Genomic DNA, 16,232 nt, shown 5'->3' with positions numbered 1-16,232 from the left:
TTCCACAGACCCAATTCTTCCCGACCGGTTAACGCTTTTTCAAAGGCAAGCGGGGCATTGAAGAAGGCATGGAAGGGCACGCTCAGGCAAGTCGCTCGGACACCGCGGCTTCGCGGGCGAATCCGGCTGCCCGAATGGAGCCTGGTCCCGATAGCGCGAAGGCGGCGGGGCGGCACGTCGTCTCCCAGCTCGAAGCGGTATCGCCGGATCCCGAGCAGCAGGCGCGTGAACGGCGCAGGAAGAACCGCCGCGACCCCTCGGCCGACCGGGCATTCCAGCCGCTGGAGCAGACGATCGCGGAAGGGCGCGCGCTGCCCACCTCGTGGCGCTACCTTATCATGGCGATGAGCTTTTCCGCGGTGCTCGCCTTTGCGCTGACGCGCGCGCTGCCGGGCCTCGTCACCATCGCCGCACTTGGCGCCGCGCTGGTGGGCGTGGCGCTGATCCGTCCGGTTCGCAATGCCCTGCGCGAAAAGAGCGGGCTGGCGATCGTTGCAGCGCTGACGCTGGTCGCATGTTTGCCGCTGTCGCTGTTCGGCTTCGGTATCACCCGTTGGGCGGTCATGGAGGGCCTGCCGTGGGAAGCGGCGCTTGCCAGCATGATCAGCGTCGGCGCAATGGCGGCGACATATCTCCGGCGCCGGCCGGCGATGATCCTGATGTCGCAGGCGGCGTTATGGTCGGCCACGCTCGTCGCCACGCAATCGCTGCTTGGGCTTGCCGGCCTGCTCGTCGGCGGTTTGCTGGCATCGATGGTCAGCCGCGACCAGCTCATGCGCCAGCAGGAGGAAGACCAGCTGCGCGCGGCGCAGGAACGGGCGCAGACGCGTGCGCGCGACATCCTGACCGATTACGAGGGGACCGGGCAGGGCTGGTTCTGGGAAACCGACCGGCGCGGGCTGATCACCTATGTCTCCACCCCCGTGGCCAAGGTGCTGGGGTGCGATCCGGAAGACCTGATCGGCCAGCCGCTGGTCACCTTGTTCGACCTCAGCGACGATACGGAGCGCGGGGAACGCACGCTGATCTTCCATCTTTCCACCCGCAGCGCCTTCCACGAGCTGGCAGTGCGCGCGGCGGATGTGAAGGACGATCGCTGGTGGTCCATCAGCGGCCGCCCGATCTATGACAAGTTCGACAACTTCACCGGCTTTCGCGGCTCCGGCACCGACCTGACCGAACGCAAGCGCAGCCAGGAGGAAGTCTCGCGCCTGGCGAATTTCGACTCGCTCACGGGCCTTTCCAACCGCTTCCAGATCAACCGCGTGCTGGAAAAGATCCTCAGCGCCCAGGCCAAGGACAAACGCGCCTGCGCGATCTTCCTGCTCGACCTCGACCGGTTCAAGCATGTCAACGATACGATGGGCCATCCGGCGGGCGACGCGCTGCTCAAGCAGGTGGCGCAGCGGCTGGAGCGCGCGGTCGGCAAGATGGGACAGGTGGGGCGCCTGGGCGGTGACGAATTCAAGGTCGTGATCCCCGGCACCCATGCGCGCCAGATCCTGTCCGAACTGGCCCGCGAGGTGATCCATTCGCTCTCGCAGCCCTATGCCATCGAGGGACAGCGGGTGACGATCGGCGCATCGGTCGGCATCGCCATGGCGCCCGAGAATGGCGACAATGCCGAAGACGTGATCCGCAATGCCGACCTTGCGCTTTATGCCGCCAAGGATGGCGGGCGCGGGCGCTACCACTTCTATGCCGAGGACCTGCATGCCGAGGCGGAGGCGCGATCGCAGCTGGAGGAAGACCTGCGCGACGCCATCACGCGCGGCGAATTGCAGATGGCCTACCAGCCGGTCGTCTCCACCGCGACGGAGAAGATCACCGGGTTCGAGGCGCTGCTGCGCTGGCACCATCCGGTCAAGGGCTGGATCTCGCCCCAGCGCTTTATCGGCGTGGCCGAGGATACCGGCCTGATCGCCCAGCTTGGCGAATGGGCGCTGCGCACCGCCTGTGCCGACGTTGCCCGCATGCCTGCCAAGCTGCGCGTGGCCGTGAACGTCTCGCCGCTGCAATTCGCCAATCCCGAACTGCCGACCATCGTCACCCAGGCAATCGCCCAGGCCGGGATCGAGCCCTCGCAGCTGGAGCTGGAAATCACCGAGAGCGTGTTCCTGTCCGATGACGAGGGCACCGATGCGATGTTCAAGGCGCTGAAGGGCGTGGGCGTGCGCCTGGCGCTCGACGATTTCGGCACCGGCTATTCCTCGCTCGGCTATCTGAAAACCGCTCCGTTCGACAAGATCAAGATCGACCAGAGCTTCGTGCGCGGCGCGACGCAGGAAGGCAGCCGCAACGGCGCCATCATCGCCTCGATCACCAGCCTGGCGCATGCGCTAGGAATGGAAATCACCGCCGAGGGCGTGGAGACGCTGGATGAACTGGAACTGGTGCGCTTGCACGGTTGCAGTCACGTTCAGGGCTATATCTACGAACGCGCGCTGGATGCCGATGCCGCCATCACGCGCTTGCAGAGCGGGCTGGTCGCCGTCGCACGCGGTCCCAAGGCATCGCGCGCACCGCGCCAAACCATGCTGCGCAAGGTCGTCCTCGACCATGGCGGCAATCTCTATGACGGGACGGTCCGCAACATCTCCACCACCGGGGCGATGGTGGAAGGATTGTGGAACGTGCCCGTGGGAACCATCTTCCGCATCCAGCTGTCGCAGGATTACCTTGTCACCTGCACCACGCGCTGGAGCACCGAAGACCGCATGGGCGTGGAGTTCGCCGACCCGCTGCAGCGCGACAATAGCGGCTCCATCCTCGCGGTGCAGGGCGCGCCGCCAATACCCGTGCGCGCCAAGATTGCTGCAACTAGTTGAAACATAACAACTGTTAGCGCTCCCATTTCTTAGCAAATTGGCAAGGTCGAACGGGTAGAATTACCTGTTCAATTGGTGGACTTCTTGCCGCCATTATTTGGGACATGTTCGAATGGCCGTGCGCGATATCTTGAGGGGGAAGAGGACGAAAGCGCCTCCCACCTCCCGCGCGCCGCAGGATGAAGGCGCGACAGACGTCCGCAATCCGTCCTCCGACGAGGGTGAAGGTCCCGGTGCGCTTGGCGCTTCCGAACGCATGGCGATGTTCGATGCCTTCGAGAAATACGACCTCGGCTGGTTCTGGGCGACCGACGCGCTGGGCGCGATCACCTATCTCTCCGAATCTGCCGCAGGCTGCCTGGGTATCGAAGGTCCGGTTGCCGGGCAGCTGCTGACGGCGCTGATGGAAACGGCGGATGAGAGCGGTGAAGTGGGCGGCGAGCGGCCGCTGCAGTTCTTCATTGCATCGCGCATGCGGTTCACCGACCTGGTGGTGCGCCTGCGCCATGACCGGCCCGAACAATGGTGGTCGATCACCGGCAGTCCGCATTATGACGAGGAAGGCCGGTTCCGGGGCTTTCGCGGCAGTGCGAAGGACATTTCCGAACTGTTCCTGCGCCAGCGCGACGAGACCCGGCTGGCGCAATTCGACACGCTTACCGGGCTGGCCAATCGCCACCGCATGGAACAGCGCCTCACCGCCATCCTCGCCAGTTATCGCGTAGCGAAGCGGACCTGCGCGCTGCTGATGATGGACCTCGACCGGTTCAAGCAGGTCAACGATACGCTGGGCCATCCGGCAGGCGACGAGTTGCTGCGGCAGGTCTCGCAGCGCCTGCAGAGCATCATCTCGGCCCCTGCCGAAGTCGGCCGGCTGGGTGGCGACGAATTCCAGATCATCATTCCCGACATGGCCGATCGCGGCCATCTCGGCGAGCGGGCACGCAAGATCATCCAGATGCTCTCGCAACCCTATGCGCTGGGCAATGATCGCGCTTCCATCGGCTGTTCGGTGGGCATCGCGATCGCGCCTTATGACGGGGCGACGCCGGAAGAGCTGGTGAAGGCCGCCGACATGGCGCTCTATGCCGCCAAGGGCAGCGGGCGCGGACGCTTCCGCTTCTTCGCCAACGACCTGGCCGATGCGGCGCAGCGTCAGCGCAAGATCGGTGAGGATTTGTCCGAGGCGCTGAAGGCGGACCAACTGGTGATGCATTACCAGCCGATCGTGCGCACCAGCGACAACACGGTGACTGCCTTCGAGGCCTTGCTGCGCTGGGATCATCCCGACCGCGGGCCGATCCCGCCCGGAACCTTCGTCCCCCTCGCCGAACAGATCAATTTGATCGATGAGTTGGGCGAATGGTCGCTGGAACGCGCCTGCCGCGATGCGCTCGCATGGCCGGGCGGTATTCGCGTGGCGGTCAACATCTCCGCGCAGCAATTCTTCTCCGGCTCGCTCCCGGACCTGGTCGAAAAGGTGCTTGATCGCACTGGCCTGCCGCCGGCCCGGCTGGAACTGGAAATCACCGAGGGCGTCTTCATGGGTGAGACGCAGCTGGTGGACCGCACTTTCGAAGCCTTGGCAAAGATCGGCGTGCGCCTGGCGCTCGATGATTTCGGCACCGGCCTGTCCTCGCTCTCCTTCCTGCGCCGTGCACCCTTCCGCAAGATCAAGATCGACCAGAGCTTCGTGCGCCGCTGCGCCGAACCCGGCAATTCCAATGCCGCGATCATTACCGCCATCGTTTCGCTGGCAGGGGCTCTGCAGCTGGAAACGACCGCCGAAGGGGTGGAGGCGATGGATGAGTTGCAGCTGGTGAAAGCGCAGGGCGTTACCGAGATCCAGGGCTTCATCCTGTCGCGCGCCGTGACGCAGGCCGTGCTGATGCAGCGCTTGTCCTCCGGCGATTTCACCTATGAGCCGGCCGGCCCGCGCCGTCCGCGCAATGAGCGGCGCAGCACCTTGCGCCGGGTGGGCGTGATCCATGAAGATCACCGCTATGTGGCCGTATTGCGCAACCTCTCGCGCACCGGTGCGCTGATCGAAGGGCTGCTGGACGTGCCGGTGGGGACAGATCTCGTGCTCGACCTCGGCGGCGGGCAGCTCGCGGTTGCGCGCGTGCGCCGCTCGCAGGATGCGACGCAGGGGGTCGAGTTCGAGACTCCGCTGGTCAATGATGGCGCCGATGGCCTGTGCACGCGCACGCGCGTCTCGCCGCAGCTGATGGCGGCGGCGGATCTGCCCCTGGGTCCCGGCCTTGGCGAAGGGCCGCAACCGTTGCGGAAGGGCGTGTCGGGCAAGCCGCGCTTCATGCAGGTGGACGTCTTCGCCGGATCGCACCGCGCGGCGTGATCGGCCTGCCGCAGGGCGTTGAGCATAGGCGAGGGTGCTTTATCCCTGCTGACAGCGCCCTTAGACATCGCTAGAGGGCGGCGCATGTCTACCGATTTGTCGCTGATCCGCAATTTCAGCATCATTGCCCATATCGACCATGGCAAGTCCACGCTGGCCGACCGCCTGATCCAGGTGTGCGGCGGCCTGACCGAGCGCGAGATGTCCGAGCAGGTGCTCGACAACATGGATATCGAGCGTGAGCGCGGCATCACCATCAAGGCGCAAACCGTCCGCCTCAACTACACGGCGAAGGACGGCAAGACCTATGAGCTGAACCTGATGGACACGCCGGGCCATGTCGACTTCGCCTATGAAGTCAGCCGCTCGCTGGCGGCGTGCGAGGGCGCGCTTCTGGTCGTGGACGCGGCGCAGGGTGTGGAAGCGCAGACGCTCGCCAATGTCTACCAGTCGATCGAGCACGACCACGAAATCGTGCCCGTCATCAACAAGATCGACCTGCCCGCTGCCGAGCCCGAGATGGTCCGCAAGGAGATCGAGGACATCATCGGCATCGACGCTTCCGAGGCCGTGCTCACCAGCGCCAAGTCCGGCATCGGGATCGAGGACGTGCTGGAAGCGGTCGTCGCCAAGATCCCGCCGCCCAAGGGCGACCGCGATGCGCCGCTGAAGGCCATGCTGGTGGACAGCTGGTACGACCCCTATCTCGGCGTGGTCATCCTCGTGCGCGTGATGGATGGCTGGATCAAGAAGGGGCTGGAGGTGAAGTTCATGCAGGGCGGCACCACGCATTTGGTGGACCGCGTCGGCTGCTTCTCCCCCAAGCGTACCGACCTGCCGGAGATCGGCCCGGGCGAGATCGGTTTCATCACCGCGCAGATCAAGGAAGTCGAACAGGCGCGCGTGGGTGACACGATCACCACGATGAAGAACGGCGCGCCCACGCCGCTGAAGGGCTACAAGGAAGTACAGCCGGTGGTGTTCTGCGGCCTCTTCCCCGTCGATGCGGCGGATTTCGAGAAGCTGCGCGAAAGCATCGGCAAGCTGCGTCTGAACGACGCCTCCTTCTCCTACGAGATGGAGACCAGCGCCGCGCTCGGCTTCGGCTTCCGCTGCGGCTTCCTCGGCCTCCTCCACCTGGAGATCATCCAGGAACGGCTCAGCCGCGAATACGACCTCGACCTGATCACCACCGCGCCCAGCGTGGTCTACCGCATCCAGCTCGGCCATACGAAGACCGAGGATGCGCAGACGATCGAGCTGCACAACCCGGCCGACTATCCCGATCCCAGCCGGATCGAGATGATCGAGGAGCCGTGGATCAAGGCGGTGATCTACACGCCCGACGAATATCTCGGCGCGATCCTCAAGCTGTGCCAGGACCGGCGCGGCATCCAGACCGACCTCACCTATGTCGGCGGCCGCGCGCAGGTGACCTACGAATTGCCACTGAACGAGGTGGTGTTCGACTTCTACGACAGGCTGAAGAGCATCAGCCGCGGCTATGCCAGCTTCGATTACGAGCAGATTGGCCTGCGCGAAGGCGACCTCGTGAAGATGAACATCCTCGTGAACAACGAGCCGGTCGACGCGCTCAGCCTGATTGTCCACCGCTCCGTGGCGGAAGAGCGCGGGCGCGGCATGTGCGAGCGGCTGAAGGACCTCATCCCCCGCCACCTGTTCAAGATCCCGATCCAGGCGGCCATCGGCGGCAAGATCATCGCGCGCGAGACCATCGCCGCGCTGCGCAAGGATGTCACCGCCAAATGCTATGGCGGCGACATCAGCCGCAAGAAGAAGCTGCTGGAAAAGCAGAAGAAGGGCAAGGCGCGCATGCGCGAATACGGCAATGTCAGCATCCCGCAGGAAGCCTTCATCGCCGCGCTCCGCATGGGCGAGGAATAGGGGCGAGGAGTAGGGCGCGCCAACACCTGGCGCTTGACGAAGGACAATGCACCGGGCCCATAGTCTGGCATCAGGCAGCCATGTCGCTGTCCCAACGCCGGAGTGAGCCATGACGAAAGCCGCCTTCGCACTTCCCCTGATCACCGCCGCGCTTGGCCTCTCCGCCAGCGCCGCCCCGGCTGCGGCCCAGCAGGCCGAGCCCGCCTACACAAGCGAACAATGCCGCGCGGCCGTGGGCATCCTCGCCGAAACCGAGGGGCGCGATGAGGATGCCGCCGCCATTGCGCTGAGCGAGGCTTGCGAGGCCCATCGCCGCGCCTACGCCTTCGACGTGTCCGATGACATGGAGCGCATGCAGGCCCGGCTGCGCGAAGCGGGCATCGACTATGAAAGCGGCCTCACCGACCGCATCCTCGACTGCGAAAGGCGCACCGAAATGGTGATGCTCGAAACCGTGCCGGAAGGTGAGCCGGCCCCCGACCGCGAGGAAGTGCTCGGAAGCTGCACCGCAAATGCGCAAATGGCGCTCTATGCCGCCGCCATCGTCCAGCTCAACGAAGCCGAACGCAGCCGCGCCGCCACTGCCCAGCGCGAATACGAAGCCGCCATGGCTGCCCGCGAAGCGGAAATCACCCAGAAGGCGCGCGAGCACCAGCGGGCCGTGGAAGCGGCCGCCATGGCCCATGAAAGGGAAATGGCAGACTGGCGGCGGCGGGTGGAGCTGTGCGAGAGCGGGGAAATGGAATACTGCCAGCCGGAGTGAGGGGAGCATCTCGCGCAAAGCGTTTGCCGGGACCTTGCGGATGAGGGAGGAGTGGCCACATTGGCCGGCATCGTTTAATTCCTTCCGGTTGCAAGATGATTTCCCGCAGGAACCTGATCCGCTCAACAGCTTCGCTGGCTGCCCTGTCAGCGCTTCCCATGCCAGCCTGGGCGCAAGGTGTGCCGCATGCGCGGAAGGGGCATGACGAGCTTTCGGGCGAGGATATCCACCTCACCATCGACCGCGCGCATTTTTCGACCGGCGGCCGGTCGGGCCATGCGGTCACCGTCAACGAGACCGTTCCGGGCCCGCTGATCCGCCTGCGGGAGGGGCAGGATGTGCGCCTGCACGTCACCAACAATCTTGACGAGGACAGCTCGATCCACTGGCACGGCCTGCTGCTGCCTTTCCAGTATGACGGCGTGCCCGGCGTCAGCTTCCCCGGCATCCGTCCGGGCGAGACCTTCACCTATGAATTCCCGGTGCGGCAGGCGGGCACATACTGGTGGCACTCGCATTCGGGTCTGCAGGAACAGGCGGGCCATTACGGCCCGATCATCATCGAACCGGCCATGGATCATGACGCCCATCGCGGCGCCGCGTGGGACCGCGAGCATGTGCTGCTGCTGAGCGAATTCACGCCGCAGCATGGGCACGACGTGATGCGCAAGCTCAAGGTGGGCGAGCATTACTTCAACCGCCAGATGCAGACCGCGACCGAGGGCGACATGTCGCTCGCCGACCGTCTGATGTGGGGTCGCATGCGGATGAATCCGCGCGATATCGCCGACGTGACGGGGGCGGAATATACCTATCTCGTCAACGGCCACGGCCCGCTGGACGATCTCGAACTGGGGTTCCAGCCGGGCCAGCGGGTGCGCCTGCGCGTCATCAACGGCAGCGCGATGACGTTCTTCAACCTGCGCATCCCCGGCACCGAGATGGTGGTGGTGCAGGCGGACGGGCAGGATGTTGAGCCGGTGCCGGTCGACGAATTCCAGATCGGCGTCGCCGAAACATATGACGTGATCGTCACCCCGCGCGAGGGTGCTCATACGATCATTGCCGAGGCGATGGACCGCTCGGGCATGGGCGTGGCCACGCTCACCAGCACGCCGGGCGCGCGGGCCGCAGTGCCGCCTTTGCGCGAGCCGGTGACGCTGACCATGGCGGATATGGGCATGGGCGCGATGGACCATGGGGCGGGCGGGCACGAAATGGATCATTCCATGCGCGACACCTCGCTGCTGCCGGACAATGTCGCGACCGGCCCCGGCGTGGACATGGTCGCGCCCATGCCGGTCGATCGGATGGACTTCCCCGGCCTCGGCCTCGATGCCGTCGACCACCGCGTGCTGCGCTATACCGATCTCACATCCGCCTGGCCCAACCCGGCGCGCGCGGTGGAGCGCGAGCTGGAGATCCACCTCACCGGCAATATGGAACGCTATATGTGGTCCTTCGACGGGCGGAAGTTCTCCGCCGTCACCGACGCCCCGATCCGCTTCGGTTTCGAAGAGCGGGTGCGCGTGACGCTGGTGAACGACACGATGATGGCGCATCCGATCCATTTGCACGGCCATTTCTTCGAACTGGTCAATGGGGCGGAAGCGCGCCGCCAGCCGAAGAAGCACACGCTGGTGGTGCAGCCGGGCAGCAAGGCGACTTTCGACCTGACCGCCAACGAGGCCGGCGACTGGGCCTTCCACTGCCACCTGCTCTACCACATGCATGCGGGCATGATGCAGGTGGTGACCGTAAGGCCGTTCCCGGCATGAGGTATCTTGCCGCCCTTCCGCTGCTGGCGTCGGCCCAGATGATCGCGATGCCGCTCGTCGCGCAGGACCATGACCATGCGACGATGGACCATTCGGCGCACCAGCAGCAGGAGCCGGTCGAGGAGGAGCAAGACCATTCGGCGATGGACCACGGCCAGATGGACCATTCCGCCATGGGCCACTCCATGCCCGCTCCCTCCGCCAATGCCGCTCCCCCTCCGCGCGCTTTCGAGGGGCCGCTGCACGCCGCCGACGCGATTTGGGGTGAGGCCGCGATGCAGCCCGCCCGCGAGCAGCTAGCCTACGAAAACGGCGGCATGCGCACCGGATCGCTGATGGTCGAACGGCTCGAGGCGCGGCTGGGCGATGAGGATGCTGTCCTGTGGGACCTGCAGGGCTTCTGGGGCGGCGATGTAAACCGCTTCGTGTTCAAGTCCGAAGGCGAGGGTGAGTTGGACCTCGGCCATGTCGAGGATGCCGAAGTGCAGGCGCTGTGGAGCCATGCGATCGGCCCCTTCTTCGATCTGCAGGCAGGCGCGCGGCTCGATCTCGAGCCCGAGACGCGCAGCCATCTCGTCCTCGGCCTACAGGGCCTCGCGCCCTATATGTGGCATGTCGATGCCGCCGCCTTCCTCTCCGACCGGGGAGACCTCACCGCGCGGGTGGAGGCGGAATACGACCAGAAGATCACGCAGAGCCTGATCCTGCAGCCGCGCGTGGAAATCGAGGCATCGGCGCAGGACATCCCCGAACGCGATATCGGCGCGGGCCTCACCTCGCTCGCCGCAGGGCTGCGGCTGCGTTACGAGATCGCCCGCGAATTTGCGCCTTATGTCGGCGTCGAATGGGAAGGCAGGCTGGGCCAGACGCGCGACATCGCCCGCGCCAATGGCGAGGATCCCTCGGCCACTTCCGTGCTTGTCGGGCTCAGGGCCTGGTTCTGACACGCCTTTCTTATACCGCGATCTGGCCCGCAACCGACGGCTGCTCCCTTGTTTTTGGTCAGTCTTGGGAGGGGTGTGCAGCGTGGCTATGAGGCTGCCGAAGCCGCCCGCGAAGCGGAAATCGCGCAGAAGGCGCACGAGTACCAGCAGGCCGTGAAAGCGGCCGCCATGGCCCATGAAAGGGAAATGGAAGACTGGCGGCGGCGGGTGGCGCTGTGTGAGAGTGGGGAGATGGAGTGTTGTGCGGGGGAGTGAGGGGACGGTTTTCGCTCGCGAAACCGTAGCCGTATTGCCAATACAGGACCGGTAAATTCAGAGGCCACCGTTGTCCCATAACGGGACGATGGGGCCCTTTGCCCCTCGAACAAACTTGATTGTGGATTTCGCCGTCCCAACCTCTTGCGACGCGTCCAACGCCGTCAGATTATGGAATGCTGACTGAAGTGGGAGGCCGGGGTGGAGCCCGACCCCCCTTCAACCACCGAAACCCGAGCGGTCGCGGTGGAGGCCGTTTCCCACGAGGAAACATCGTGTCTATGTTCACGGTGCACATGGCTCGTCAAGCGACCGCTCTATTTTGTACTAGGCGCTAAGCACATGGCTATACACACCCTTATCCACAGCCATGGTGTCGCCGCTAGAGCGGGAAATGACAATGGCACTGGAAAAAATTCATCTTCGCAAGCTTTTGAAGCTGCTTTTTTTGGATGAGAAGCAGAGGCGTTCGGCATTGCGTTCTGACATTCGCGAGGATTTGCGGCGCGAAGAAGGTCCGGACGGAGGCGGTGGAGATTTTTATGCTCCGTTTTGGGCTGACGCCAAGGCACACGTCTTTGGTCGGGGCGACCTGACTTCGGCGACAAATGCCAGGATTGCGGCGAACTCACGCCGCGCCAATCTGTATCCGCAGTTGCGGGATGGTTTTCTGCTCTGGTGGAACGAGCGCCGTCGCTGGACCAATGAACCCTTTGGTTTGGGGCCTTCGCTGAAGTCGCAGTTCCCGTTCCCCGGGTTGGATGCGATTGTCAAAGTCGATAGCGTGCTTTCTGTGACTGATGGGGGCGGCGAGGAGTTTGTAGTCTACTCGTATTTCGCTCCCGAGCCGATCTTGTCACCTGAAGCTGCCCGCCTCGGCCTCTGGTTGCTCACGCAGGCTTTCCCGACGATCCCGGCTGAAGAATTCAGAATTTTGGACGTTATTCGCGGAACGACGTTTTCTTTGGACAGAACACCTTTGACCGGGGATGAAGAGGTTGAGTTTCGGTCGCGTTATGCGCGGCTTATCCAAGAGCGGGATAAGCTTCGTAAAGAGTACGACTAAAAGATTGCAGCCGCTCAAGAAGGATTCTGAGGATGGTCTGGCTCGAAAGGAAATCAGGCTGGGAAAAGAAGCCAATGGACGCCCGGAGCCCGGGTGATGTCGACTACGCGCGGATTATCCATTCAGGTTCCTTTCGGCGCCTTCAAGGCAAGACTCAGATCCTCAATCTTGGCGACAGCGATTTCTACAGGACGCGACTCACGCATTCGCTCGAAGTCGCGCAGATCGCCGGTGGCCTCGGCGCGCAGCTTCGCAAGAACTTTCCTGACCATGACGCGGTTGGCTACATCCCGGACCGCAGCATGATGCAAGCCATCGCGTGTACGCACGATCTTGGCCACCCACCTTTCGGGCACGGTGGCGAAGTCGCGTTGAACTATTGCATGCGGGAGAACGGCGGATTTGAAGGGAACGGCCAAACGCTGCGTATCCTGTCGAAGCTAGAAAAATTTTCGGATGCGGATGGAGCCGATCTTTGCCGTGAGACACTACTCGGAGTTCTAAAATACCCGGTTGCTTATAACGTAGCAGCGAACCCTGCGATCGTGCCCAGAATGCTTCCGGAAACGAGTGGTACACCTTTGCTTGATCGAAAGGCCTCTACGCCTCCGAAGTGCTATCTCGATAGCGAAAGGGGAGTGGTTTCGTGGCTTCTTGATCCGCTGTCTGCCGCTGATCGAGTGGCATTCCAAAGCTTCGATTTGAAGCACGGGAAGCATGCCAAGGCGCGCCACAAGTCCTTTGCGTGCAGCATCATGGACCTTGCCGATGACATCAGCTTCGGCATTCACGATATGGAAGACGCATTGGCCTTATGTCTCGTCGATCAAGAAAGCTTTCGTCGGCACGTAACCCCAGACAAATGTCAGGGGTTACTTGATTACTTGAATAGCAGCTATGCCGGACAATACGAAAACGATGTCTATGGCGGACTGGTGGAACGTATGTTTTCGGGTGGGGCTGAGCGGAAGCATCAGATCAATCGTATCTTGAATTTTGTCATTACCAGCGTCGAAATTTCTGAGATCCACGAATTCGAAGAACCACGGTTGCGCTATCGCGCAAAGCTTCCGGATTCTGTCGCGCGTTTTGTCGAGGCAGTAAAACAGTTTATTTACGAGGAGGTTATTCTAAGCCCCAGTGTTCAGCATCTCGAATTCAAGGGGCAGATGATGGTTGTCGCGGTCTTTGAGGTGCTGAAGTCGGACCCAAAGAGTTTTCTACCGAGAGATATTTACGAAAAGTACAAAAATAGCGAAGATCCAATGCGTGATGTCTGTGATTATGTTGCCGGTATGACCGATACCTATCTTCTAAAGGCTTATGAGCGACTCTTCTCGCCAAGGATCGGATCGGTCTTCGATAAGCTGTAGCGTGGAAATTGGAGAGTATTTCATCTACCGCATTTGTTGTGATAGTTTTTCTTTTGCTTTCGGCTATTCAATTTTATTTCTATAGTTTTTTCAGGGGTTTTCTTCAAAAACCCCCCGATGAACCCTGATCGCCCCCGGCCTCGGCGGGTTCTCGCGTTCCTCTTTGGTCATTCCTCGCCCTCCGCATCCGGATCGATCCATTCCCAGCCGTCATCCTCGGGCGGTCTGGGCTGGGGGAGCATCTTGCGCATTTCCTCGCTGGGACCGGTGGGTTCGGGGTCGGGTTCCGGCTCTGCCGCCGGGCTGGCCAGGCGCAGGCGTTTGGATTCGAGGGAGCGCTGTTTGAAGGCGTCGATCTTGGCGTTGAGCTGGGCGACGGTCACGTCCTCGCGCTCGGCCTCCAGCATGGCGTGTTCGCGTTCCCATTCGGCGCGCCATTGTTTCTTCAGGCGTTTGAGCATGAAGGCGTCGGCGCCGCTCATGCTGCGGGCCTTGTCTCCGGTAAAGCGCTTGGGGGCGCGGTTCCGGAGCATGAACATCAGCAGCTGGTCATTATAGACGCGGCGGGTGCCGATCACCTGGCCATAGGCGAAGACGGGTTCCTCCACGCCGTTGAGCGCGCGGTCCATCGCCACGTCCTCGATCATCTGGATGCCGATATCGAGCGCGGCCTCCCACGCCTTGCGGAAGCCCTTGGCGCCCTCTGCCCGGCGCAGGTCGTATGCGCTCTTGGCGGAAACGCCCACGGCGCGGGCGGCGTGTTTCACGCTGCCGCAGCTGGCCAGCTCCTCGATAAAGGCGCGCTGGCGTTCGGGTGTCCAGCCGCGCGCCTGCTCCTTCTTGCGTGGGACCGGGGTGAAGGCGGGCAGGGTGCGTGCGGGTTTGCGGCTCATGGCCAAGGGCATGGGCCGGCGGGAAAGCTGTAGGAAAGGGGAAAGTAGCAGCTTCCCCCTGTCGCCAGGGCTTATGCGTTGGCGAGGTGGAGCGCGGTGGCGATGGTATTGAACGTCTCTTCCAGCATGTTCCCCAGGTTGAGGAAGGAGGAGACGAGCGCGATCGCGATCAGCGCGGCGATCAGGCCGTATTCGATGGCGGTGGCGCCGTCCTCGTCACGGGTGAGGCGTTGGATGAGCTTCTGCATGATAAGATCCCCAAGTTGCAGGGAGCCTCTATCGCATGGCGCGGGTTAGGATCGCGTTTAGTATTGGGGTAAACGCAAATCGGCCGCCTGCGCCGGGTGGGCGAGGCGGCCGGAAAGCTGTCGGCGGAGGCCGCGAGGACCTCCGCCGTGCTGTAGCAGCAGCTATTAGGTGTTGGCGTTCGAGAGCTGCTCGGACACCTTGTTGAAGGTGGTGTTCAGCTCGTTGCCCACGCCCTGCATCGCAACAATCGCGGCAACCGCGATCAGTGCGGCGATCAGGCCGTATTCAATGGCAGTTGCGCCGGATTCGTCGGAGGCGACCGTCTTCAGAAAGTTCTTCATTGTTACATTTCCCCTTTGAAGTCTCCGAGTTGTTTGGCACGGCCCTTCTTAGAAGATCGTTTCCGGGCACGGTTAATTTCGCGTTGAAGGTGCCTTGGCCTCGTTTTGGGACGCGGCGTGGTGGCGCCCGGTGAGGTTGCCGGTGTCGGTAATGGCCGCCGCCGCGCCGATGGCGAGCAGGGCCACGATCACCGCATATTCGGCCATCGCGATGCCGCTGGTGCAGCGGGCCAGCTCTTGCCAGGCGTGGCTGTGTGGGCGGGCCATGGCGGAACTCCCCTTGCCGTGTGGCAAGAGGCATGGCGCACGGCCGTTTGGTAAAGGGTGAGGGCAGGGTTAGGCAGGAACGCCTAGGGCCTGCGCGTTTCGGGGGCCGCGTTTCGCTCAGGGTTTGGTGGCGCTCACCAGCGAGTAATAACCGCCGCCTGTGCGGCTGGCGCGGACGTCGGTGAAGCCTACGCTCTCCAGGATCTCGCGGAACTCGGGGAGGGTGTATTGCTTGCCGAGCGTTCCCACGAGCATCAGCAGGCTGAAGCTGGCGGCGTACCAGGGGCCGGTGCCGTCATCGTCCATAAGTATCTCGGAAAGAAGAATTTTCCCGCCCGAGGGCAGGGCATCGAAGCTCTTCCTGGCGAGGAGTTTGTTGGTTTCCTCCGACCAGTCATGGAAGACATTGGCAAAGAAATGCGCCTCATGCCCGGTCGGCCAATCCTCCTCGAACATATTGACCCCGGCGGTGGTGATCCGCCCGGTCAGCCCCGCCTCCTCGACGAACTTCGCCGCCTCGCTGCACATTTCCTTGAGGTCCAGCAGTGTGACCTGCAGGCGAGGATTGGCGCGGGCGATCTCGATGCCGTAGACGCCCGATCCGCAGCCGACATCCATTAGGCTGGAGATGCCCCCGAACACCGATTGTGCCGCCGCACCGCGGGCTGGGGCCATGGAGTGGGCGTGCATGAACCTGGCGATGCGCTCTGCCGCTTCCTGGGTCATGTGGCCGCGTTCCCACTCGGGGCCGCCGGTCTGAGCATTGGCGGGCCGCTTGCCGGTCCTCAATGTCTCCAGTAGCTGCGCATGCATCGGGATCGTTTCGCGGAAGCGGAACAGGAAGCCGCCCCAATAGCCTTCGGCATCGGGATGCATCCAGGTCCGCGCAGCCGGAGTCGCCGCCCAGCGTCCGTCGCGCTTTTCCACCAGACCGCTGGAGGCGAGCGCGGCGAGGTGGATGCCCAGGGCGCGCTCGTCCACACGGATTTCGGAAGCCAATTCGGCCGTAGTCAGCGCGGCGTTACCCAATGCGCGGAAGGTGCCCACTTCATCCGCTACCGTTGCCACTGGCAAGCGAAACTGCGATTCCCACATGTCCCAGATCAGCCGATCATCGGCGCTTGGCGGCAAAGGCCCCATCACATTCCTCCCCTTAAATGTTTGGCCGGGACGATAAGCGGCAATCTTGCCTTGCGCCAGTGCCCCGTGTCATG

The 16,232-nt window shown here is 63.2% G+C and carries 14 protein-coding genes; 9 read left to right on the top strand and 5 right to left on the bottom strand.

The features are described from left to right. The first annotated feature begins 134 nt into the window (after nucleotides 1-134). The 9 genes from E5222_RS08280 (at nucleotide 135) to E5222_RS08240 (ending at nucleotide 13,268) form a co-directional block, all read left to right on the top strand. Nucleotides 135-2,828, top strand: a complete 2,694-nt coding sequence (locus tag E5222_RS08280) for an EAL domain-containing protein (RefSeq protein WP_136693293.1) — start codon at nucleotides 135-137, stop codon at nucleotides 2,826-2,828. A gap of 112 nt (nucleotides 2,829-2,940) precedes the next feature. Further along, complete coding sequence (locus tag E5222_RS08275; protein WP_136693292.1) at nucleotides 2,941-5,184, top strand: EAL domain-containing protein; 2,244 nt, start codon at nucleotides 2,941-2,943, stop codon at nucleotides 5,182-5,184. An 84-nt stretch (nucleotides 5,185-5,268) separates the two neighbouring features. Continuing rightward, nucleotides 5,269-7,089, top strand: a complete 1,821-nt coding sequence (lepA, locus tag E5222_RS08270) for a translation elongation factor 4 (RefSeq protein WP_136693291.1) — start codon at nucleotides 5,269-5,271, stop codon at nucleotides 7,087-7,089. 109 nt (nucleotides 7,090-7,198) lie between these two features. After that, nucleotides 7,199-7,852 carry a hypothetical protein gene (locus E5222_RS08265; protein ID WP_136693290.1) on the top strand — a complete coding sequence of 218 codons (654 nt, stop codon included), beginning with the start codon at nucleotides 7,199-7,201 and terminating at the stop codon, nucleotides 7,850-7,852. Nucleotides 7,853-7,947: 95 nt separating this feature from the next. Continuing rightward, nucleotides 7,948-9,630 (top strand): copper resistance system multicopper oxidase, encoded by a 1,683-nt coding sequence (locus E5222_RS08260; RefSeq protein WP_136693289.1) that lies wholly within the window; start codon nucleotides 7,948-7,950, stop codon nucleotides 9,628-9,630. Further along, nucleotides 9,627-10,574, top strand: coding sequence for a copper resistance protein B (locus tag E5222_RS08255; RefSeq protein WP_136693288.1), 948 nt, complete (start codon nucleotides 9,627-9,629; stop codon nucleotides 10,572-10,574). The genes E5222_RS08260 and E5222_RS08255 overlap by 4 nt, the downstream gene beginning before the upstream one ends. Nucleotides 10,575-10,649: 75 nt before the next feature. Next, nucleotides 10,650-10,829: a hypothetical protein gene (locus E5222_RS08250; RefSeq protein ID WP_136693287.1), complete on the top strand. Its 180-nt coding sequence runs from the start codon at nucleotides 10,650-10,652 to the stop codon at nucleotides 10,827-10,829. 400 nt (nucleotides 10,830-11,229) lie between these two features. Further along, a complete protein-coding gene (locus E5222_RS08245) occupies nucleotides 11,230-11,895 on the top strand; it encodes a hypothetical protein (protein ID WP_136693286.1) in 666 nt (221 codons plus the stop codon). Nucleotides 11,896-11,927: 32 nt separating this feature from the next. Beyond that, entirely contained in the window at nucleotides 11,928-13,268 is a 1,341-nt protein-coding gene (locus E5222_RS08240) for an anti-phage deoxyguanosine triphosphatase (RefSeq protein WP_136693285.1), read from the top strand. Between the two features lie 167 nt (nucleotides 13,269-13,435). Here E5222_RS08240 and E5222_RS08235 read toward each other — a convergent pair whose 3' ends face one another. The 5 genes from E5222_RS08235 to E5222_RS08215 form a co-directional block, all read right to left on the bottom strand. Continuing rightward, nucleotides 13,436-14,161 carry a hypothetical protein gene (locus E5222_RS08235; RefSeq protein WP_136693284.1) on the bottom strand — a complete coding sequence of 242 codons (726 nt, stop codon included), beginning with the start codon at nucleotides 14,159-14,161 and terminating at the stop codon, nucleotides 13,436-13,438. A gap of 71 nt (nucleotides 14,162-14,232) precedes the next feature. Continuing rightward, entirely contained in the window at nucleotides 14,233-14,409 is a 177-nt protein-coding gene (locus E5222_RS08230; protein ID WP_136693283.1) for a Flp family type IVb pilin, read from the bottom strand. 165 nt (nucleotides 14,410-14,574) lie between these two features. Continuing rightward, nucleotides 14,575-14,751, bottom strand: a complete 177-nt coding sequence (locus E5222_RS08225) for a Flp family type IVb pilin (RefSeq protein ID WP_136693282.1) — start codon at nucleotides 14,749-14,751, stop codon at nucleotides 14,575-14,577. Nucleotides 14,752-14,823: 72 nt separating this feature from the next. Continuing rightward, nucleotides 14,824-15,018, bottom strand: coding sequence for a hypothetical protein (locus E5222_RS08220; protein WP_136693281.1), 195 nt, complete (start codon nucleotides 15,016-15,018; stop codon nucleotides 14,824-14,826). A gap of 117 nt (nucleotides 15,019-15,135) precedes the next feature. Continuing rightward, nucleotides 15,136-16,158, bottom strand: coding sequence for a methyltransferase (locus E5222_RS08215; RefSeq protein WP_246021711.1), 1,023 nt, complete (start codon nucleotides 16,156-16,158; stop codon nucleotides 15,136-15,138). Nucleotides 16,159-16,232 lie beyond the last annotated feature (74 nt).

The organism is Alteraurantiacibacter aquimixticola (genome assembly GCF_004965515.1).
In the GTDB taxonomy this organism is placed as follows: Bacteria; Pseudomonadota; Alphaproteobacteria; order Sphingomonadales; family Sphingomonadaceae; genus Alteraurantiacibacter; species Alteraurantiacibacter aquimixticola.
The sequence above is the reverse complement of the archived record's forward strand: the minus strand, read 5'-3'. Positions and strand labels throughout refer to the sequence as shown.